The organism is Streptomyces sp. NPDC020362 (genome assembly GCF_040642095.1).
Taxonomy (GTDB): domain Bacteria; phylum Actinomycetota; class Actinomycetes; order Streptomycetales; family Streptomycetaceae; genus Streptomyces.
Window position 1 is genome coordinate 1 of sequence record NZ_JBFAET010000081.1, and the last position, 20,138, is coordinate 20,138.

Genomic DNA, 20,138 nt, shown 5'->3' on the forward strand with positions numbered 1-20,138 from the left:
ACGTACCCCAGAGCCTCGGCCCAGAAGCTCACCAGCCCCATCCCCACCCCCGGCGAGGTCTTCCCGCCCCGCAGAAGGCCCGGACCTCCGGCCGGTCCGCCGGAGACGCAGCAGCTGGCGGCCGGCTGACCGGTTCGCCGCGGCCGGGGCGAACCGGGGTGCGGCGCGGACGGCATGCGGGTTCGGACGGCATGCAGGTTCGGACGGCATGCGGGTCCGGATGACATGCGGGTCCGGACGGCGCGCGGGCGGCGCGGGCGGCCGGGCATCGCCCCAGGCCGGGGCGTCCCCTGTGTGCCCGGCGCCCCGGTTCGCCCACCCCGCCCCATTCGCCCGGACCCACGTGGCTACCCTGGAGCCATGGACTACGTCTCCGCGCTCGTGCCGCCGGTCGTCATGGCCGTGTTCTTCATCGGTCTGGTCAGGGTGATCGTGAAGACCCAGGGCGGGGCCGCCAAGGCCAAGGAGGACGCGGCCGTCGACGCCGCCCTCGCGCGCGCGGACGGCGGGCACAAGGCCCCGGCCGGCGGCGACGCCTGAGCCGAGGTCCTTCACCGGCCGGACAGCCCTCAGGGCGTACGACTCCCCGCACCCCGGTGCGCTCCGAGCCGTGCGCCCTTTTTGTTCGCTTTTGTAGCCTAAGTGCACGTCCGGCACGCCATTGTCGTGATCTCCCACTATTGTTCTGAGCTGTGCCTCGCCCATTGGGAGAACTCGAAGACGCGGTCATGACGCGGGTCTGGAAGTGGAACCGCCCGGTGACCGTTCGAGAAGTCCTGGAAGACCTCCAGCAGGAACGGTCCATCGCGTACACCACCGTGATGACCGTTTTGGACAATCTCCATCAGAAGGGCTGGGTGCGCCGCGAGGCGGAAGGGCGCGCCTATCGATATGAGGCCGTCTCGACACGAGCCGCGTACGCCGCCGCCCTGATGAACGACGCCTGGTCGCAGAGCGACAACCCGGCAGCCGCTCTCGTCGCCTTCTTCGGGATGATGAGCGAGGAACAGCGCCAGGCCCTCAGTGACGCCGTGCGCATCGTCCAGGGGCCGGAAACGCAGGAAGCCGCTCAAGCCCCGCAACAGGAAGCCGCACAAGCCCCGCAAGAGGAGAACCCCGGCTCGGCCGGGGATGCCGACGGGCGATAGCGTCCGCTCATGTCAGCAGAGCGCCCCGAAGTCAGCGCAAAAGCCATCACCGTCCGGCGGGCCCGGACCAGCGATGTCCCGGCCGTGCGCCGGCTCCTCGACGCCTACGCCCGCGACCGCATCCTGCTCGACAAAGCCACGGTCACGCTTTACGAGGACATCCAGGAGTTCTGGGTCGCGGAACGCGACGACAACGCCGAGGTGCTCGGTTGCGGCGCGCTGCACGTCATGTGGGAAGACCTCGCGGAAGTCCGCACTCTCGCGGTGAAGCCCGGCCTCAAGGGCGCCGGTGTCGGTCACCAGTTGCTGGAGAAGTTGCTGGAGACGGCGCGCTGGCTCGGCGTTCGGCGCGTTTTCTGCCTCACCTTCGAAGTGGACTTCTTCGGGAAGCACGGCTTCGTGGAGATCGGTGAGACGCCGGTCGACACCGATGTGTACGCGGAGCTGTTGCGCTCCTATGACGAGGGCGTCGCCGAGTTCCTCGGTCTCGAACGAGTGAAACCGAACACCTTGGGCAACAGCCGGATGCTTCTGCATCTGTGATCGTCATTGCCCCGGTTCCCTATGTCCGAAACGCGCATGTTTCCGGAGCGCGGCGGGTCCCCGGATCTCACCCAGGGGTTTGTGTTTTTCCGGCAAAAGCGGTTTGCTTTCCGACGTACTGCAGTACTGCATATAACAGGGGCGGCGAAACGGCGGACGCCGCACACCCCCTGCCCTGACGTTATCGATGAAAGGAAATCCGGTGGCACAGAAGGTTCAGGTCCTTCTTGTCGACGACCTCGACGGCGGCGAGGCGGACGAGACCGTCACGTTCGCGTTGGACGGCAAGACGTACGAGATCGATCTCACGACCGCCAATGCGGACAAGCTGCGTGGCCTTCTCGAGGCCTATGTGAAGGGCGGTCGTCGTACCGGAGGCCGCGCATCGGGCGGGCGCGGAAAGGCGCGTGCCGCTTCCGGTGGCAGCCAGGACACCGCGGCGATCCGCGCCTGGGCGAAGGAGAACGGTTACGAGGTCAACGACCGTGGCCGTGTTCCCGCGTCCATTCGCGAGGCCTACGAGAAGGCCAACGGCTGATTTCTCCGGCAGGCGAGCGAGGGGGCGCTCGCGCGCCGCAGCCGGACGCGGTGGCACTGTGCTGCCACCGTGTCCACCACTCGCACGAGATCGGGGGTGCCTCCCTGGCCCCCCATGGCCGGCAGTGCCGGCAGCGAGGCCTCGACCTCGCACCCCGGTGCAGGGGGCCGCAGCCATACGGCGGCCCCCTGAACGTCATCGGCGCAGCCCCGTCCGGGTGGCAGCGGCGCCTCCGTGAGGCCGCCCGCGCCCAGGGCCCGCAGATCGAGGGCCAGCGCGCCCCACTCCAGCCAGTCCAGCACCTCCGGCAGCTCCTCGGCGCTGCCCGCGGCCATCAGCAGCCGCATCCGGTCGCCCCACCGTGCCACCGGAGACTCCGGTGCGAGATGCCTGAGCGCCGCGGCGCCCGCCTCGAGCGGCATGTCCAGCACGTCGAACCGCACCCCCGTGACCAGCCGCAGCGGCCGTCCGGGCACGGTCGGCCACCCCAATTCGTTCTCGTACCAGTGCCGGGCCCGGGCACCCGGTTCGGGCCGTCCGGACGGCCCGTCCGTGAAATTGGGCGCCTTCGGATCGACGGGGCGGCGTGGAAGGGGGACCGTGGAGGTTGAGGAGGTTGTGGAGGTCGAGCAGACCGAGCCAGCCATGCCACGTGCAACCGCCGAAGCGGGCCCAGGGTTACGCTGGGTGTTCTGGCGAAAGCACAGAGTGCCCAAGAGGGGGGCGTGCGGGGGCCCGGGGAGGCGCAAGGTTGTTCGCCCATAGCGGAGGGAACCGCTGCGCGCGGCATGGAGTGTCAGTCCCTGCGGGTAAGACATGCCTAGTGGGAGGGGGCGACGCGCAGGACGGGACGTCTCACGTTCGCCATCGGCGTAGTGGCGAGTGGGGTAACTGCCTGGCCTGCGGGAACATCGTCTCGCACCATCAGGTTGGAGCAGATGTCGGCGTTCGGGGTCAGGAGGCCAAGGACGGTGTCGGCAGTTGGAATGAGCGGTCCCCGCTTGCGGGACTAAGCTGCGGAAGGACAGGGAGGGGAAGTTCCCCCCACTGCCTGACCGCTCTGAGGAGCGATTAACGATGTTCGAGAGGTTCACCGACCGCGCGCGGCGGGTTGTCGTCCTGGCTCAGGAAGAAGCCCGGATGCTCAACCACAACTACATCGGCACCGAGCACATCCTCCTGGGTCTCATCCACGAGGGCGAAGGTGTCGCCGCTAAGGCCCTGGAGAGCCTCGGCATTTCGCTTGAGGCGGTCCGCCAGCAGGTGGAGGAGATCATCGGTCAGGGCCAGCAGGCTCCGTCCGGGCACATCCCCTTCACCCCCCGTGCCAAGAAGGTCCTGGAGCTGTCGCTCCGCGAGGCCCTTCAGCTGGGCCACAACTACATCGGCACGGAGCACATCCTGCTCGGCCTGATCCGCGAGGGCGAGGGCGTCGCCGCCCAGGTCCTGGTCAAGCTGGGCGCAGACCTCAACCGGGTGCGGCAGCAGGTCATCCAGCTGCTCTCCGGTTACCAGCAGGGCAAGGAGGCCGCCACCGCCGGTGGTCCCGCCGAGGGCACGCCCTCGACGTCCCTGGTCCTCGACCAGTTCGGCCGGAACCTCACCCAGGCCGCTCGTGAGTCCAAGCTCGACCCGGTCATCGGGCGCGAGAAGGAGATCGAGCGGGTCATGCAGGTGCTGTCCCGCCGCACCAAGAACAACCCGGTGCTGATCGGTGAGCCCGGCGTCGGCAAGACCGCCGTCGTCGAGGGCCTCGCGCAGGCCATCGTCAAGGGCGAGGTGCCCGAGACCCTCAAGGACAAGCACCTCTACACGCTGGACCTCGGCGCCCTGGTCGCCGGCTCCCGCTACCGCGGTGACTTCGAGGAGCGCCTGAAGAAGGTCCTCAAGGAGATCCGCACCCGCGGCGACATCATCCTGTTCATCGACGAGCTGCACACGCTGGTCGGTGCGGGTGCCGCCGAGGGCGCCATCGACGCCGCCTCGATCCTCAAGCCGATGCTGGCCCGCGGTGAACTGCAGACCATCGGTGCGACCACGCTGGACGAGTACCGCAAGCACCTGGAGAAGGACGCGGCCCTGGAGCGCCGTTTCCAGCCCATCCAGGTCGCCGAGCCGTCCCTGCCGCACACGATCGAGATCCTCAAGGGCCTGCGCGACCGGTACGAGGCCCACCACCGGGTCTCCATCACGGACGAGGCCCTGGTCCAGGCCGCCACCCTGGCCGACCGCTACATCTCGGACCGCTTCCTGCCGGACAAGGCGATCGACCTGATCGACGAGGCCGGTTCCCGGATGCGCATCCGCCGGATGACCGCTCCGCCGGACCTGCGCGAGTTCGACGAGAAGATCGCCGCCGTCCGCCGGGACAAGGAGTCCGCGATCGACTCGCAGGACTTCGAGAAGGCCGCCTCCCTGCGCGACAAGGAGAAGCAGCTCCTGGCCGCCAAGGCCAAGCGGGAGAAGGAGTGGAAGGCCGGCGACATGGACGTCGTCGCCGAGGTCGACGGCGAGCTGATCGCCGAGGTCCTCGCCACGGCCACCGGCATCCCGGTCTTCAAGCTCACGGAGGAGGAGTCGTCCCGCCTGCTGCGCATGGAGGACGAGCTCCACAAGCGGGTCATCGGCCAGGTCGACGCCGTCAAGGCGCTGTCGAAGGCGATCCGCCGTACCCGTGCGGGCCTGAAGGACCCGAAGCGTCCGGGTGGCTCGTTCATCTTCGCCGGCCCGTCCGGTGTCGGTAAGACCGAGCTGTCCAAGGCGCTCGCCGAGTTCCTCTTCGGTGACGAGGACGCGCTGATCTCCCTCGACATGTCGGAGTTCAGCGAGAAGCACACGGTGTCGCGTCTCTTCGGTTCGCCCCCCGGATACGTGGGTTACGAAGAGGGCGGCCAGCTGACGGAGAAGGTGCGGCGCAAGCCGTTCTCGGTGGTTCTTTTCGACGAGGTCGAGAAGGCGCACCCCGACATCTTCAACTCGCTGCTGCAGATCCTGGAGGACGGTCGCCTGACCGACTCCCAGGGCCGGGTCGTGGACTTCAAGAACACGGTCATCATCATGACGACCAACCTCGGCACCCGGGACATCTCCAAGGGCTTCAACCTGGGCTTCGCGGCCTCGGGCGACACGAAGACCAACTACGAGCGCATGAAGAACAAGGTCCAGGACGAGCTGAAGCAGCACTTCCGGCCCGAGTTCCTCAACCGCGTCGACGACGTGGTCGTCTTCCCGCAGCTGACGCAGGAGGACATCCTGCGGATCGTCGACCTGATGATCAGCAAGGTGGACGAGCGCCTCAAGGACCGGGACATGGGCATCGAGCTCTCCCAGTCCGCCAAGGAGCTGCTGTCCAAGAAGGGCTACGACCCGGTGCTGGGCGCGCGTCCGCTGCGTCGCACGATCCAGCGCGAGGTCGAGGACACGCTCTCGGAGAAGATCCTCTTCGGCGAGCTGCGCCCCGGTCACATCGTGGTCGTGGACACCGAGGGCGAGGGCGAGTCCCAGACCTTCACCTTCCGGGGTGAGGAGAAGTCGGCACTCCCGGACGTCCCGCCGATCGAGCAGGCGGCCGGTGGGGCTGGGCCGAACCTGAGCAAGGACGCGTAAGCGTCACGGCTGAAAGGCCGAGCTGAAAGGGGCCGGTGCCTTTGGGCGCCGGCCCCTTTCAGCGTTGTTCCACGATGAGTTCCGCGCCGGGGAAGACTCCCTCGAATCGGGAGGCCGGGAAGGTGTGCCCGAGCTGGTTCACCAGGGTCACCGAGCGCAGGCCCGGCAGCCGGTGCGCCAGGGCGGAGAGTTCCTCGGTGCCGTGCAGCAGGGGGACCCACAGTTCTTCGACACCCGGTAGTTCGGGCATCAGATCGATGGAGCGCGGAAAGTCCCGGAGGGTGGATGCGTTCAGGAACAAGCTGGTCAGCTGCGGCAGTTCGGCGACCGCCCGCCAGTCGGCAGCAACCGGCTCCCTGGTCAGCGGCCCAAGGCTGAGCGTGTGCAGGCTGGTCCAGTGCTCGAGGCCGCACAGCCCCGTGTCGTCCGTGGAGTTCTCCCCCAGGAAGAGGAATTCCAAGGGGGCGTCGACCGGCAGGGCATGGGGGAGCGCTGTACCCGGCAGCGGCTGGCTCACGGAGATGCTGGTGAGCGACCGCAAGGACTCCAGCCCGGTCAGGTCGCCCACCCTGAAGACGCCGAGCCTGTCGAGCGACAGCGCGGCCAGGCGGTGCAACCCCGTCGCCGCGGGGCACTTGGCCAACCACAGTCGGCTCAGCGAGCGGAACGGCAACAGGGACCCCAGATCGGTGAGATGGGTGTTGCCCTGTAGTTCGAGGGTCGTCACCGATTCCAGGGCCGGTACGGAGGCCAGAATGTCATCGACCTGGTGGGGGCCCTGGACGTCGAGTCTGTGCCAGGGACGCATGCGGGCCATGCTGTCGCGCTGCTCGGCCGTCACGCAGGACAACATGAGGTCCGTCCGGTCCAGATGGTCCAGGACTTCGGCGGCGTACTCCTCCGCGTCGAACCGGTGCCAGGTGCCCACGAGCTGGCGCCGTACGTCCAGGTCCGGATGGTCCCGGAACCTTCGGAGCACCCCCAGCGCCCCGCCCGGTTCCTCCTCCCCGAGGCGCGAGGCGGTGACCGTGACGCCCCGCGACTCCTCGTCCGTCAGCCCCTCGGGCCCCGGCAACAGCTCCAGAACCAGCGGACCGGCCCCCGCCAGAGCACTCGCGTCCTCCGTCGTGCGCGGCGGGATCAGCGCGGCCGCCCGCGACTCCACCTCGGCACGCACCCCCGGCTCCAGCGCCGCCGCATGCTCCAGACAGGCCAGCGCCAGCAGGATGAGCCGAGGAGTGTCCCGGGCCAGCAACTGCCTCAGCACCGAGGCGCGTTCCCGTGGTCGCGCGTGGGCCACCGCCATGCGGACCACGTCCTCCCACTGGGAGTCGTCGGCGTGGCTGGTCAGGACATCGAGGTGGCCCTCCTCGACGGCGTACCGCGCCGCCAGGTAGTCCTGGAAGGTGCGGTGTACGAAGTCGACGACGCCGTCGGCCGGTTGGCGCAGCAGGCCGCTTCGCAGCAGCAGCGTTCGCAGGACCGTCTCCGCATCGCCCTGCCCCGCCGCGGAAGCCACCGTCGGCAGACACCGCTCCACGATCCCCGCGGTCGTCTCCAGGGTCATCTCCGTACGGCCGCTCAGGACGAGCGCGTAGGCCAGGCGCTGGAGAAGCTCCAGCTGGACCTCCTCGCCCAGCTCCACGCCGTCCACCGCACCCATGCCGCGCTCCCGGTCCCGGCGGGCCAGCAGCATCGTGAGGGCGGCGTCGTACAACTCCTTGCGGCCCGTGGGGAGATAGCCGCGGCGCTCGCGGTGCAGCGCGCAGATCAGGCCGCACATCAGGGGGTTGGTGGCCAGCCGGGCCAGGTCGCGCTTGGTGCGCAGGGAGTCCAGGAGCGGGCCCTCGTACTCCGGTGCCTGTGCCGCCTCGTGCCAGCGGCGTACGAACGTCGCCACCTCGGAGCGGCGCATCGGGGCCAGGGACAGTTCCCGGAACCCCTCCTGGGCCAGCCAGTCCTGGCGTACGGCCGTCGGGCGGGAGGTCAGCAGCCAGCGGTTGCCGGGGAAGGCCCGGAGCAGCGCACGCAGCCAGTCGCGGGTGCGGTGGCGGTCGGCGGCCGGGATCTCGTCCAGGCCGTCCACCAGGACCAGGCCGCGGCCCGCTGTCAGGACGCGGTCCGTCCAGCCCTCCGGTGGGGTCAGCGGGCAGCTCACCGCCTTGAGGAAGTCGGCCGGCGGGGGGAGGGGGCCGGTGCGGATCAGGGTGCGCAGGGGGAGGACGTAGGGGATGCGGTCGCCGTGGCGGGCCGTCGTGACCGCCAGCCACTGCACCAGGGTCGTCTTGCCGGAGCCGGCGTCACCGCGGAGCAGGACGCGCGCGTCGGTGAGCAGCGCCTCCTGCGCGGGCAGCCGGCCCGCGGTGGCAGACGGGCGCTCGCCCGGCTCCAGCTCCGCCACCGGCTCCTCCGCGGCGGTCGCCTCCAGGCTCAGATAGGCCACTTCCAGCGGCCAGCGGTCCGGGGAGTCGCGCAGGTCGATGCCGTAGATGGTGATGTGGTCGTGCTGCTGGGCGAGGCAGGGCAGGTAGCGGCGTTCGAAGGCGGTGTCGCGGGCGTCGGGGCGCGGGACGCGCGCGATCAGCTCGTCCACCTTGGCGATGAGTTCCGTCTGCGCGCGGCTCTGTTCGACGAGGGTGCGGGCCACAAAGGTGGAGCGCCGGGTGAAGAACTCCAGGATCTGCAGGCAGGCCCACTCGGTGGCGGAGTCGAGAAAGTGGTGGGCGTCGGGGGACAGGCCCACAGGGGATGAGGCGCCGTAGTGCAGCTTCTTGGCCAGCTCGCGATGGCCCAGGCGTACGGCCTGGACGTCGTCCATCTCCAGCTCGCCGAGGGCGAGCAGTCTGCGGGCCAGGGCCTCGGCGACAGCGGGCTGCTCGGCCGTGGGGAAGGGCGCCTCGCCCGGTGAATCCACCGCCTGCGCCACCAGCCGCTCGGACAGCCGGTGGACGTCCTTCTCGGCGAGGGTGCGTTTCTCGCCCCGGAAGGACACGAGCGCCGACAGGCGCACCGGCTTGTCCACCAGCCCCGCGCCGGGCCCGTCCGCCACGAACAGCTTCTTCACCAGCGGTCCGATCAGGCCGGACGCCAGCTTGCTGCCCAGTACGGTCGGCTCCATCCGCCACCCCCCGTGGTCGCACAACGGCTGAGACAGGGATGGAGCCTAACCGGAGGATTCAGCCTCGCGTCAGGACAACTGCCCGTTGTAGTCCGGGAGTTTGAACGTCTTCTCGGCGTGGCCGCCCGACAGGTCGGTGGCGCTGTTGCCGATGTTCGCGATGATCTTGTAGCCCTGGTTCTCGATGTCGACGCGCTGGGCGGTCTTGTAGTCGGCGACGTTCTTGAAGAGGTCGAAGAGACCGCGGACGTAGAGGCCGGAGACGTCGTAGCCGTCGTGCTCGAGGTTGTACTCGGTGGGCCAGTAGATGATGCCCGGGCGAGCGGTGACGAAGAAGAGGGAGACGCCGTGCTCCTGCGCGTACCGGGCGACGTTCAGGACGGGCTTGTTGGCCGGCTGCGGGTAGCTGAAGCCGAAGTCGGTCTCCAGCGTGGTGTTGTCGATGTCGAAGACGATTGCCTGCTTCTCGCCGGGCTCGGCGTCGGCGATGCGCTCCTTCAGGTACGGCAGGGCCTGGTCCATCACCGTCTGGCAGTCCTTCTGCCAGGTCGCGTAGTCGACCTTGGCGGAGGTGACGGAGGTGACGGCGGCAGAGGTGCTGCTGTTCGTGGTGGTCGCCGCTTCGGCCGGGGTGGCGAGCGCGGCGAGCGCGGCCACGGAGACGGCGGTGACGGCTGTCCGGCGCGCCCAGGGGCGTCTGGTCATCGGTGGGGGTCCTCTCACGTCCGTACGCTGCACGGCCTGACTGTGGATGTCAGGGGCATGATGTGTGGCAAGAATGGCGCGAGGGGAACCATAGGGTTACTGAACGGTAGGCAGCCAAGGGGTGTGCGTCACATTTCTTCGGCCGTCGTTTTGGGAAACCGGCGATAAGCCGGTGATGTGCCACACAGGCGATTTGTCCGTTACTAGCCGGGATAGTGGGACATTTTATCCGGGTGAAAAGGACATTAGGCCCGGAATCTCGCATCAAAGACCGACGTCGGCGGGGCTGGTTCCTGCAGGGTGGGTCTCTGTCAAGAAGTGGGCTGTTCTGCACTCATCTACTACTGGATGCCGTAGATGGGGGGTATTGAGCCGGGACGGCCCAGGGGGTTACCAATGACGGGCCGTCCGGCGAACGCCTTTGCGCCGGGTGGCCATTCTGTCCCCGAACCCACGAGGTATCGATGTTCAAGCGCGTCACTTCTTCCCGTACGTCCTCGCTCCGCAACCGCGTGGCCGTCCTGGCTGCCGGAGCCGGCGCCACGGCCGTGCTGGGTGCCGGGGTCGCGAGCGCCGCCGCGCCGTCCGCCGCCTCCTGGGTCGACCCGGTGAAGAAGTACACGCTCTCGGCCAGCTTCATGCAGGACGGCAGCCACTGGGCCCACAAGCACAGCGGGCAGGACTTCGCCGTGCCGACCGGCACCGAGGTCATGGCCGCGCACGGCGGAACCGTCGTCAAGGCCGGCGGCAACGGCGCCGGTGACGGCCCCGCCTACGGCAACGCCATCGTCATCAGCCACGGCAACGGCACGTACTCGCAGTACGCCCACCTGTCCCGGATCGACGTGAAGGTCGGCCAGGTCGTCAAGACCGGCCAGCACATAGCCCTGTCGGGCAGCACCGGCAACTCCACCGGCCCGCACCTGCACTTCGAGATCCGCACGACCCCGAACTACGGCTCGGCCGTGAACCCGGTCGACTTCCTGCGGGCCCACGGCGTGACCGTCTGATTCAGTCCTTCCTGCGGGCGCCCTCGTGCGCCTGTGTGACGAGGTCCATGGCGACTTCGAGAACGGCCTCGCGCCGTGTCTCGAAGTCGCCTTCCAGGTCCTGCATCAGGAACATCGCGGCGTGCAGCGTGAACATGGCGCTGACGCAGCGGATCTGTTCCACGAGGGGCGCGTCCGGGTCGATGAAGATGTCCCTCATGTCGCGCATGCGGTCCTTGAAGGTGTCGCCGATGCGCAGCTCCCGTACCGTCGCCTGGTTCTCGTGCATGAACCGGAAGAGCGGCTCCGCGCCGGTCAGGGCCTGGCTGTAGCGCCGTACGATCTCGTGCTTGGTCTCCAGGGTGTGTGGCTGGTTCCTGCCCCACTCGATCAGGTCCTCGATCGGTTTCGTCAGGTCCTCGAAGAGGCTGACGATGATCTCTTCCTTCGTCTTGAAGTGGTAGTACAGGGCCGCTTTGGTGACGTCGAGACGCTCGGCGATCTCGCGCAGGGAGGTCTTCTCGTACCCCTGCTCGGCGAAGAGTTCGAGTGCCACGTCCTGGATGCGCTGGCGGGTGTTTCCGCGGCGCTTTTGCTTGGTGCCGTCCATGGTGACGCTCATCCTCGTACTCCTCGCGCTCCCGCGGAAACTTACTTGACGACCGGCAAGTGAAACCTCTACCGTCCCAGTGTAGCGAGAACTAGCCGGGCGGCAAGTAAGTAAGGCCGCCAGGGGGAGTAGGGGAGATGGCGGACACGCAGGCGGCCGTGAGGGCCCCAGAGGCAGCGGACAAGTCGGAGAAACAGCCGAAGAGCGTGCGGGTGGTCGTGCTCGCTCTCATGATCGCGATGATGCTCGCGATGCTCGACAACATGATCGTGGGCACGGCGATGCCGACGATCGTGGGTGAGCTGGGCGGCCTGGAACACCTGTCGTGGGTGGTGACCGGGTACACCCTGGCGACCGCGGCCTCGACCCCGGTCTGGGGCAAGCTCGGTGACATGTTCGGGCGCAAGGGCGCCTTCCTCAGCTCGATCGTGATCTTCCTGATCGGCTCCGCGCTGAGCGGCATGGCCCAGGACATGGGTCAGCTGATCGGGTTCCGGGCCGTCCAGGGACTCGGCGCGGGCGGTCTGATGGTCGGTGTCATGGCGATCATCGGCGACCTCATACCGCCGCGGGAGCGCGGCAAGTACCAGGGCATGATGGCCGGCGTCATGGCGCTGGCGATGATCGGCGGCCCGCTGGTCGGCGGCACCATCACCGACAACTGGGGCTGGCGCTGGACCTTCTACATCAACCTGCCGCTCGGCGTCGTGGCCCTGGCTCTGGTCACCGCGGTGCTGCACCTGCCGAAGAAGCGGTCCAAGGCGGGCATCGACTACCTCGGTGTCGTCCTGCTGACCGTCGGCATCACCTCCATCGTGCTGGTCACCACCTGGGGCGGCAGTGAGTACGCCTGGACGTCCGCGCGGATCATGGAGCTGATCGGTATCGGCGTGGCCGCACTGGTCGGGTTCGTGTTCTGGCAGACCAGGGCCGCCGAGCCGGTGCTGCCGCTGCACATCTTCAGGAGCGGCAACTTCACCCTGATGTCGGTCATCGGCTTCGTCACCGGCTTCGTGATGTTCGGTGCCACGCTCTTCCTGCCGCTGTACCAGCAGGCGGTGCAGGGCGCCTCCGCGACCAACTCCGGTCTGCTGCTCCTGCCGATGCTCGGCGCGATGCTGGTGACCTCGATGGTCGCCGGGCGCGTCACCACCAGCAGCGGCCGCTACAAGGTCTTCCCGATCGTCGGCGGTGTGCTGATGATCGTCGGCCTGTACCTGCTGTCGACGATGGACACCGGCACCACGCGGCTGACGTCCGGCATCTACATGGCCGTGCTCGGCGCGGGCATGGGCTGTCTGATGCAGATCACCATGCTGGTCGCGCAGAACAGCGTGCAGATGAAGGACATGGGCGTGGCCTCCTCCTCCGCCACCCTGTTCCGTACGCTCGGCTCCTCCTTCGGTGTGGCCATCATGGGCGCGCTGTTCAACCACCGGGTCCAGGACGTCATGGCCGAGCGGGCCGGTGCGCTGGGCAAGAACATCACCGAGAAGTCCGCCCAGCTGGACGCGGCGAGCCTCGCCAAGCTGCCGGTGCAGGCGCGCGAGGCGTACCAGCACGCGGTGTCCGCCGGTACGCACTCGGCGTTCCTGCTGGGTTCGGTGATCGCGGTGCTGGTGCTGATCGCTTCGCTGTTCGTGAAGGAAGTTCCGCTCAAGGGCGGGCCCCAGAAGCCCGCGGCGGAGGGCGGCGAGGGTCCGGCGCCGGTGATCGACGCGGTCTGAGCCCCCTCTGCGCCAAGACTGTACGAAGGCCCCCGGTCGGTGTCCGCCCCGGGGGCCTTCGCCGTGCCCGGCCCGCCCGTGTCCCGGCGACTGTCGGTGCCCCGTGCCACCATCGGCCTCATGGAGAAGATCCGCCGGCTGCGCCTGGCCAAGGACGCCATGGACCGTGACTGGGCCGACCCCGGGCTCGATCTGGATGCGGTCGCGGCACATGCCGGGTACTCGCGGTATCACTTCCTGCGCGCTTTCAAGGACGCCTACGGAGAGACGCCCGGGCAGTATCTGACGCACCGCCGGATCGAGCGGGCCGAGGAGATGCTGCGCGGCGCCGGCCTCTCGGTGACCGAGATCTGCACGCTGGTCGGCTTCAGCAGCCTCGGCACTTTCTCCGCCCGCTTCAAGGCCCGCACCGGACTCACCCCGAGCGAGTACCGCACCAGGCACGTGGGCCGCGGCGCCTCTCTCATACCCGGCTGTTACGCCATGCTCTGGGCCGGCGGCTTCAACAGCGCAACATCGAAGAAGCGCGCCGGTCCCGGGCCTGCCTACGGTGGCGAGCAGGAACAGCAGCACCCTGCCGACGGGAGAGCAGAGCCATGATCAAGGGCCTGGGCATCACCACCGTATGGACCTTCGACCAGCAGCGGACGAAGGCCTTCTTCACCGAGAAGCTGGACTTCGAGGTGCGCAGCGAGGTCGCCATGGGCGACATGCGCTGGGTCACCGTCGGAGCCAGGGACCAGCCCGGGGTGGAGCTGGCCCTGATGAGCCTGGACGGCCCCGGCCTCGACCCCGAGTCGGCCGAGGCGCTGAAGAAGCTGGTGGCCAAGGGGGTGCTGGGGGCCGGCGCGTTCCGTACGGACGACTGCCGGGGGGACTACGAGACGTTCCGGTCGCGGGGCGTGGAGTTCCTCCAGGAGCCGCAGGAGCGGCCGTACGGCATCGAGGCCATCTTCCGGGACGACAACGGCAACTGGTTCTCGCTGACCGAGCGCAGTGAGGAGCTGGACTTCTCGAAGGACTGGGCCTGAGGTCCGAGGCTGGGCCGGGTCCTGAGGCGGGACCGGGCCCCGAGGCAGGACCGGTTCCGAGTCTCAGCGGCCGGTCGCCAGGGTGGCGCCGCCCGTCGCCTCCAGGACGACGCCGGTCACGAAGCCGTTGACGGCGAGCAGGTGCACGGCGCGGGCGATCTCCTCGGGGCGGCCGACGCGGCCCACGGGAGTGACGGCGGCGAAGCCGTCGAACAGGGCGCTGCGCTGCTCGGCCGGTACGGCGTCCCACCAGGGCGTGTCGACGACACCCGGGGAGACCGCGTTGATCCGCAGCGGCGCCAGCTCCACCGCGAGGGGCGGCACCATGGCCTCCAAGGCGCCGTTGATCGCCGCGAGGCCCGCGGTGCCGGGGAGGGCGGCGCGGGCGGAGGCGGCGGTCACCAGGGTGACCGAGCCGTCGCGGCGCAGGGCGGGCAGGGCCGCCTGCAGGACGTGGACGTGCGGCCAGAACTTGCCGTCGAAGCCCGCCGCCAGCTCGGCCGGGTCCAGTTCGGCGAAGGGGCCGCCGCCCTTGGAGCCGCTGACGGCGATGACGAGGTGGTCCACGGGGCCGGACCGGTCGAAGAAGGTGTCCACGGCGGGCCGGTCGGCCGCGTCCAGGCGGTACGTCGACACCTTGCCCTCGATCCGGGCGGCAGCCGCGTCGAGCCGGTCCTGGCCGCGGCCGGTGATGACCACCTCTGCGCCGTCGGCCGCGAAGGAGGCGGCCGCCGCCTCACCGATGCCGGAGCCGCCGCCCATGACGACGACGCGCTGTCCGGCGAGGGGGCTGGTGTTCGGAGTGCTCATGAGTGGCTTCTCTCCTGATGCGTCACCGGGTTCCGACCCTTTGTCGAGAACGTCGGTCTCGTTAAAGTGTTACCGAGACCGGTAGTCTCGTCAAGGTGGGCGGAACCGAGGGAACTCGGAGCGTCGGAGAGGATGAGCCCGTGGACACCAAAGAACCCGGCACCGCAGGCGCGGCGCCCCGCCCGCACACCGGCCGGCGCCGCAACGAGGCGGCCCGCCGGGCGATCCTCGACGCCGCCCTGGAGCTGCTCGCCGACGCCGACGGCGCCCCGGTGAGCGTGGAGACCATCGCGCGGGCGGCCGGGGTCGGCAAGCAGACGCTGTACCGCTGGTGGCCGTCGAAGGGCGCGGTGCTGCTGGACGCGCTCACCGACCGCGCGGCGCAGGACGTCCCCGCGCCGGACACCGGCACCCTGCGCGGGGATCTGCGCGCGCTGGTGGCGGCCACCTTCGAGACGTCGCAGCGCTCACCGGCCGGCCCGGCCCTGCGCACCCTCGTCCGGGAGGCGGCCCGTGACCCGCATCTGGCGGAGCTGATCGGGACGTTCACCGAGTCCCGCCGGGCCGCCGTGCGCGAGATCCTCGACCGCGGCCGCGACCGCGGCGAACTCCCCGGCGACCGGGACATCGACCTGTTGGTCGACCAGTTCTACGGCTTCTTCTGGTACCGCTTCCTGCTCGGCCACGCCCCCCTGGACGCGGCCACGGCCGAGCGGCTGGCCGACTCCCTGCTCAGCTAGTGCTGCCCGTGGCTCGGCCGGTGCCGCCCTTGCCGCCGGACAGCGGCAGCATGGGATAGCTGCCCGTGCTGGTGGGCGCGTGTTCCGGAAGCCAGAGGACGGCCACCGCGCCCTCGGCCGGGATGTGCTCGGGTGCGCCGATCGGGCGTACGTTGCGGAAGGTCAGGCGGGCGCCCAGCACCCGGGCCTGGCCGGCCGCGATGGTCAGGCCCAGGCCGTGGCCCTGGCCGGCGCGGTCCATACTGCCGGTGCGGAAGCGGCTCGGACCCTCGGCGAGCAGCTTCTCGGGGAAACCGGGGCCGTGGTCGCGCACCCGGATGACCCGGCCCTCGACGCTGACCTCGATCGGCGGCCTTCCGTGCCGGGCGGCGTTGGCGAGCAGGTTGAACAGCACCCGCTCCAGACGGCGCGGGTCGGTGGTGACCTCCGACTCGTGCACCACCCGTACGGTGATGCCCGGGTCCTTGGCGGCCACGCGCCGGGCCACGAACTCGCCCAGCATGATGTCCTGCAGCTCGGCCCGTTCGGAGGCGCTGTCCAGACGGGCCACCTCCAGGACGTCCTCGACCAGGGTGCGCATCGCCTTCGCGCGGTCCAGGACCAGCTCGGTGGGTCGGCCGGGCGGCAGTAGTTCGGCCGCGGTCAGCAGGCCCGTCACCGGGGTGCGCAGCTCGTGCGCGATGTCGGCGGTGACCCGCCGCTCGGCCTCCAGCCGCTGCCGCAGCGCGTCGGCCATGGCGTCCACCGCGCGCGCGAGATCGTCGGTCTCGTCCCGCACGACCCCGCCGATGGCCTCTCGCACCCGTACGTCCGTCTCGCCGTTGGCGACCTCACCCGCCGCGGCCGCCGCCTTGCGCAGCCGCCGTGACAGCTGCCCGCCGATGAGCACGCCGAGCGCGCTGCCGCCGAGCACGACCGCGATGGAGCCGATGACCAGGGCCTGGTCGAGATCCTTCATCACGTCCGCGGAGCGGTCCGGGAAGTGGCTGTGCAGGGACAGCACATGCCCGTCCTTGGCGGGTACGGCCGCCCAGATGTCCGGCGGCCCTCCGGCGTGGTCCGTGACGTCGCTGACCCGGCGCCCCTGCTCGACCTTCTCGCGCAGGGCGGGAGGCAGCCCGGGGTCGTCGATCTTGATGTTGGGGAAGTTCGGCCGCCCGTACCGCTCGTAATTGCCCTGGGCGACCTGCACACGCTCATTGGCCAGGTCGCGCGCGTTGTCGAGCATCGAAACGCGGGCGGCGTTGTGCACGACCAGGCTGAGCGCTATCGCCACGAGTCCGGCGACCAGCGCGATCGCCGCGCTCAGCTTCCATCTGAGCCCGGTCCTGAGGCCCGCGCGCTCCGCCCACCCCACCGGGCGCCGAATGATCCCCCGCATGGTCGCCCCGCTCAGGCCTTCAACTTGTAGCCGAAGCCGCGGACCGTCTCGATCCGGTCCTGGCCGATCTTCTGGCGCAGCCGCTGCACATGGACGTCGACGACCCGGGTGTCCCCGCCCCAGCCGTAGTCCCAGACCCGTTCAAGCAGCTTGTCGCGGGAGAGCACGGTGCCCGGCGCGCCGGAGAACTCCAGCAGCAGCCGCATCTCGGTCGGGGTGAGCGCCACCGGCTGCCCGGCCCGGCGCACCTCCATGCCCTCGGTGTCGATGTCCAGGTCACCGAAGGTCAGCGTGCCGCCGTCCACCTCGGCGGGGGCCTCACCGGTCTGCGCGGCCCCGCCGGCGTGCCCGAAGCGGCGCAGCACCGCGCGGATCCGGGCGACCAGGACGGCACCGTCGAACGGCTTGGTCACATAGTCGTCGGCGCCCGCCTCCAGGCCGAGGACGACGTCGATGGAGTCGGCTCGCGCCGAGAGCATGATCACCGGCACGGTCGACTCGTCCCGGATACGACGGCACAGGCTGACCCCGTCCAGGCCCGGGACCATGACGTCCAGCAGCGCGATGTCCGGCCGGTTCGCGCGGAACGCGTCCAGGCCGGAAATCCCGTCGGGCATGGCGGTGACCGCGAAGCCGTCCCGCTCCAGGGCGAGCTGCGTGGCTTCGCGGATGACGTCGTCGTCCTCGACGAACAGGACGTGGGTCTGGTCTGCCATCCCGGTGCTCTCAGTCCTTGTGATGTGCGTGCGTGGGGGTCAGCCGACCGACGCGGACGGTGCGTCGCCGCCGGTTCTGCTGTATTGAGTGTCGTGCCTGGACCGCTCGGTGAACCGGCCTGCCTTCCACCTGTAGGTGATCACGGTCTCCCTGGACGGGTTCGACATCTGATCGTCCGTGTCGTACACCTGCTTGGTCACGGTCAGGCCGGTGCCGTCGATCTCCGCGACGACCGGCGACTCCTCCGCCTTGAACACATTCTTGTACGTGCCCCCGACGTCCCGGTACACGTACGTGCCGATGCCCACCCAGTCACTGCAGGCCGACACGTTGATCAGGATGTCGTCCACGGAGCCGCCGGTCAGATCGCCGTAGGTGACCTCGACCGGATCATCATCGCTGTCGCACGGCTTCAGGTCACGCTTGACGGACGCCGAGACCGCGGGGTCCTTCATGAGCAGGGCCACGGCGTCCACACGCCGGTAGGAAACGGAGGGGCTGGGTGACGGCGAGGCGACGGCGCCCGCCATCGCGGACGCGTGCGCCGGGCCCTCGTCCCGGGCTCCCTCGCCGCCGCTGCTGCACGAGGCGGTGAAAAGGGCGAGGGCGGCGATCGAGGCCACAGCCATGATCACCGCCAAAGAATTAACTCGGGCCTCACTGGGCCCGGCCCCGGTCAGGCCGCGCAACGCTCCCGCTCCTCACGCTCCAGCGCGCGTGCGTCCAGATCGCGGGCCTCCAGCTCCTCGCGGAGCCGGGCGAGCGCCCGGTGCAGCGTGCTCTTGACCGTACCGGCCGACATGCCGAGGGCGGCGGCCGTCTCCTCCGTGGACATCTGCTCCCAGTGTCGCAGCACCACGACGCTGCGCTGCTTCGGAGCCAGAACCTTCATGATGTCCATGAGGAGCGCCCGGTCGGCGTGCTGCTCGGTGGAGTCGTCCACGGACGCGTCCGGCAGCTGCTCGGTCGGGACCTCCTCCAGCTTGCGCGCCCGCCACCACTCGGTACGGGTGTTGATCATCACCCGGCGCAGGTAGGCGTCCGCGAGCCGCTTGTCCGCGATGCCCTCCCAGCGGCCGTACGTCCGCACCAGTGCGGTCTGCAGCAGGTCCTGGGCGTCGACCGGGTCGGGGACCAGCCGGCGGGCGCTGCGCAGCAGCGCGTCCTGCCGGGTGCGGACGTACTCCTCGAATTCGAGCACCTCGCCCTGCGCCATGATCAACCGCCTCCGTTCCCCGTGTACTCCGGCTTGCGCCCGAAGTCCTGCTCTCTCACCGGCCCGTGGTCTGTCGGGCACGAGAAAGAAGCTACGGAGTGGTTGTCACGGGGCTGTGCGGAGCAGCCTTCGGCTAGCAATCGGCTGTCCGTCGGTTGTGTAACGGAAGCCGGACCGGGGTAAGGGGAGTTCTCCTTATGTCCGCTTATGAGGTGCTTTGTCGGGCTGGGTGGGCCGTAACAAAGGGCCGTCCGCTGTGATGTGGCTGTGTGTCAGGTGAGAGGCAGCCGGTACAGGTTCCCCGGCAACGGCTCCACCAGGCCGTCCGTCACCAGCCCGTCGAGCGCGCGGGCGCGCTGCACCGGCTCGTGCCACACCCGGTCCAACACCGCCTGCGGAACCGGCGCGTGCGCCTCCCGCAGCACGGCGAGCAGCTTGCCGCGCACCTGGCGGTCCGTGCCCGCGTACGTCTGCCCGCGGCGCGGCGGGCCCTCGTGCTCCGGCTTGCCCGCGAGCCGCCAGGCGCACTGCGCGGCGATCGGGCAGCGGTGACAGCCCTCGTTCTTGGCGGTGCACACCAGCGCGCCCAGCTCCATGGACGCTGCGGCCCAGCGGGCGGCGGTCCGCTCGTCCCCGGGCAGCAGCTCGCGGGCCAGGCGCCGCTCGGCCGCCGTGGTGGCGTTCGGCGGGTACTGCACCCCCGTCACCGCCCGCGCGAAGACCCGGCGGACGTTCGTGTCCAGCACCGCGTGCCGCTGCCCGTAGGCGAAGGACGCCACCGCGGCCGCCGTGTACTCGCCGATGCCGGGCAGCGCCAGCAGCTGTGCGTGGTCCGTCGGCACGTCCCCGCCGTGCCGCTCCGTTATGGCGACGGAGGCGCCGTGCAGGCGCAGCGCGCGCCGCGGATAGCCGAGGCGGCCCCAGGCGCGCACTGCCTCGCCCGGAGCCTCTCCGGCGAGATCGGCGGGGCGCGGCCAGCGGGCCAGCCACTCCTCGTAGACGGGCAGTACCCGGCTCACCGGGGTCTGCTGGAGCATGAACTCGCTGACCATCACACCCCAGGGGCCCGCCTCCGGGCGGCGCCAGGGGAGGTCGCGGGCGTGGGTGTCGAACCAGGCGATCACGGGAGCGTGGATCTTCTCAGTCATGGCCTTTCCGATCCTGCCACGGCTGGGGCGGGCATGGCTGGTGACCGCGCGGACACGGAGCGTGGCGCTCGGGGAAAAGCTGTCTCCCTGACGGCAGTTGCCGGGATGATG

Annotated in this window: 20 protein-coding genes; 10 read left to right on the forward strand and 10 right to left on the reverse strand. The window is 69.7% G+C overall.

From position 1 onward, the window contains the following. Positions 1 to 360: 360 nt before the first annotated feature. From AB0H32_RS26005 to AB0H32_RS26020, 4 genes are all read left to right on the forward strand, one after another. On the forward strand, positions 361 to 540 hold the full coding sequence (locus tag AB0H32_RS26005; RefSeq protein WP_361124823.1) for a hypothetical protein: 180 nt from the start codon (positions 361 to 363) through the stop codon (positions 538 to 540). Between the two features lie 152 nt (positions 541 to 692). Beyond that, positions 693 to 1,148: a BlaI/MecI/CopY family transcriptional regulator gene (locus tag AB0H32_RS26010; RefSeq protein WP_361124825.1), complete on the forward strand. Its 456-nt coding sequence runs from the start codon at positions 693 to 695 to the stop codon at positions 1,146 to 1,148. A gap of 9 nt (positions 1,149 to 1,157) precedes the next feature. Beyond that, on the forward strand, positions 1,158 to 1,691 hold the full coding sequence (locus AB0H32_RS26015) for an amino-acid N-acetyltransferase (protein ID WP_361124827.1): 534 nt from the start codon (positions 1,158 to 1,160) through the stop codon (positions 1,689 to 1,691). A 202-nt stretch (positions 1,692 to 1,893) separates the two neighbouring features. Next, entirely contained in the window at positions 1,894 to 2,229 is a 336-nt protein-coding gene (locus AB0H32_RS26020) for an Lsr2 family protein (protein ID WP_361124829.1), read from the forward strand. Here the strand turns inward: AB0H32_RS26020 and AB0H32_RS26025 are convergent. Continuing rightward, complete coding sequence (locus AB0H32_RS26025) at positions 2,208 to 2,876, reverse strand: SCO3374 family protein (protein ID WP_361124831.1); 669 nt, start codon at positions 2,874 to 2,876, stop codon at positions 2,208 to 2,210. The two genes, AB0H32_RS26020 and AB0H32_RS26025, sit on opposite strands and share 22 nt — an antisense overlap. Positions 2,877 to 3,306: 430 nt before the next feature. Between AB0H32_RS26025 and AB0H32_RS26030 the strand changes: the two genes are divergently transcribed. Continuing rightward, complete coding sequence (locus tag AB0H32_RS26030) at positions 3,307 to 5,835, forward strand: ATP-dependent Clp protease ATP-binding subunit (protein WP_361124833.1); 2,529 nt, start codon at positions 3,307 to 3,309, stop codon at positions 5,833 to 5,835. Positions 5,836 to 5,893: 58 nt separating this feature from the next. On the opposite strand, the gene AB0H32_RS26035 is transcribed toward AB0H32_RS26030, so the two are convergent. Further along, complete coding sequence (locus tag AB0H32_RS26035; RefSeq protein ID WP_361124835.1) at positions 5,894 to 8,953, reverse strand: NACHT domain-containing protein; 3,060 nt, start codon at positions 8,951 to 8,953, stop codon at positions 5,894 to 5,896. 69 nt (positions 8,954 to 9,022) lie between these two features. Continuing rightward, on the reverse strand, positions 9,023 to 9,658 hold the full coding sequence (locus AB0H32_RS26040; protein WP_361124837.1) for an HAD family acid phosphatase: 636 nt from the start codon (positions 9,656 to 9,658) through the stop codon (positions 9,023 to 9,025). Between the two features lie 464 nt (positions 9,659 to 10,122). Between AB0H32_RS26040 and AB0H32_RS26045 the strand changes: the two genes are divergently transcribed. Next, positions 10,123 to 10,668 (forward strand): M23 family metallopeptidase, encoded by a 546-nt coding sequence (locus tag AB0H32_RS26045; protein WP_361124839.1) that lies wholly within the window; start codon positions 10,123 to 10,125, stop codon positions 10,666 to 10,668. Between the two features lies 1 nt (position 10,669). Here AB0H32_RS26045 and AB0H32_RS26050 read toward each other — a convergent pair whose 3' ends face one another. Beyond that, the gene (locus AB0H32_RS26050; protein ID WP_361124841.1) at positions 10,670 to 11,269 is read right to left on the reverse strand and encodes a helix-turn-helix domain-containing protein; all 600 of its coding nucleotides are present in this window, start codon (positions 11,267 to 11,269) and stop codon (positions 10,670 to 10,672) included. A 125-nt stretch (positions 11,270 to 11,394) separates the two neighbouring features. Here AB0H32_RS26050 and AB0H32_RS26055 point away from each other — a divergent pair, with 125 nt between their 5' ends. From AB0H32_RS26055 to AB0H32_RS26065, 3 genes are all read left to right on the forward strand, one after another. Next, a complete protein-coding gene (locus AB0H32_RS26055; RefSeq protein WP_361124843.1) occupies positions 11,395 to 12,984 on the forward strand; it encodes an MDR family MFS transporter in 1,590 nt (529 codons plus the stop codon). Between the two features lie 120 nt (positions 12,985 to 13,104). Further along, entirely contained in the window at positions 13,105 to 13,584 is a 480-nt protein-coding gene (locus AB0H32_RS26060; RefSeq protein ID WP_361124845.1) for a helix-turn-helix transcriptional regulator, read from the forward strand. Then, a complete protein-coding gene (locus AB0H32_RS26065; protein WP_361124847.1) occupies positions 13,581 to 14,015 on the forward strand; it encodes a VOC family protein in 435 nt (144 codons plus the stop codon). The genes AB0H32_RS26060 and AB0H32_RS26065 overlap by 4 nt, the downstream gene beginning before the upstream one ends. A gap of 63 nt (positions 14,016 to 14,078) precedes the next feature. On the opposite strand, the gene AB0H32_RS26070 is transcribed toward AB0H32_RS26065, so the two are convergent. Further along, positions 14,079 to 14,825, reverse strand: coding sequence for an SDR family oxidoreductase (locus AB0H32_RS26070; protein ID WP_361124849.1), 747 nt, complete (start codon positions 14,823 to 14,825; stop codon positions 14,079 to 14,081). A 140-nt stretch (positions 14,826 to 14,965) separates the two neighbouring features. On the opposite strand from AB0H32_RS26070, the gene AB0H32_RS26075 reads away from it, so the two are divergent. After that, positions 14,966 to 15,565, forward strand: coding sequence for a TetR/AcrR family transcriptional regulator (locus tag AB0H32_RS26075; RefSeq protein ID WP_361124851.1), 600 nt, complete (start codon positions 14,966 to 14,968; stop codon positions 15,563 to 15,565). Here AB0H32_RS26075 and cseC read toward each other — a convergent pair. From cseC to AB0H32_RS26100, 5 genes are all read right to left on the reverse strand, one after another. Then, positions 15,558 to 16,946, reverse strand: a complete 1,389-nt coding sequence (gene cseC, locus AB0H32_RS26080) for a two-component system sensor histidine kinase CseC (protein ID WP_361124853.1) — start codon at positions 16,944 to 16,946, stop codon at positions 15,558 to 15,560. The two genes, AB0H32_RS26075 and cseC, sit on opposite strands and share 8 nt — an antisense overlap. An 11-nt stretch (positions 16,947 to 16,957) precedes the next feature. Further along, positions 16,958 to 17,662 (reverse strand): two-component system response regulator CseB, encoded by a 705-nt coding sequence (gene cseB / locus AB0H32_RS26085; RefSeq protein WP_361124855.1) that lies wholly within the window; start codon positions 17,660 to 17,662, stop codon positions 16,958 to 16,960. Between the two features lie 39 nt (positions 17,663 to 17,701). Further along, entirely contained in the window at positions 17,702 to 18,292 is a 591-nt protein-coding gene (locus AB0H32_RS26090; RefSeq protein ID WP_361124890.1) for a hypothetical protein, read from the reverse strand. A 47-nt stretch (positions 18,293 to 18,339) separates the two neighbouring features. Continuing rightward, positions 18,340 to 18,879, reverse strand: coding sequence for a SigE family RNA polymerase sigma factor (locus tag AB0H32_RS26095; RefSeq protein ID WP_067006350.1), 540 nt, complete (start codon positions 18,877 to 18,879; stop codon positions 18,340 to 18,342). Between the two features lie 272 nt (positions 18,880 to 19,151). Beyond that, positions 19,152 to 20,027, reverse strand: coding sequence for an A/G-specific adenine glycosylase (locus AB0H32_RS26100; RefSeq protein ID WP_361124857.1), 876 nt, complete (start codon positions 20,025 to 20,027; stop codon positions 19,152 to 19,154). Positions 20,028 to 20,138: the final 111 nt, after the last annotated feature.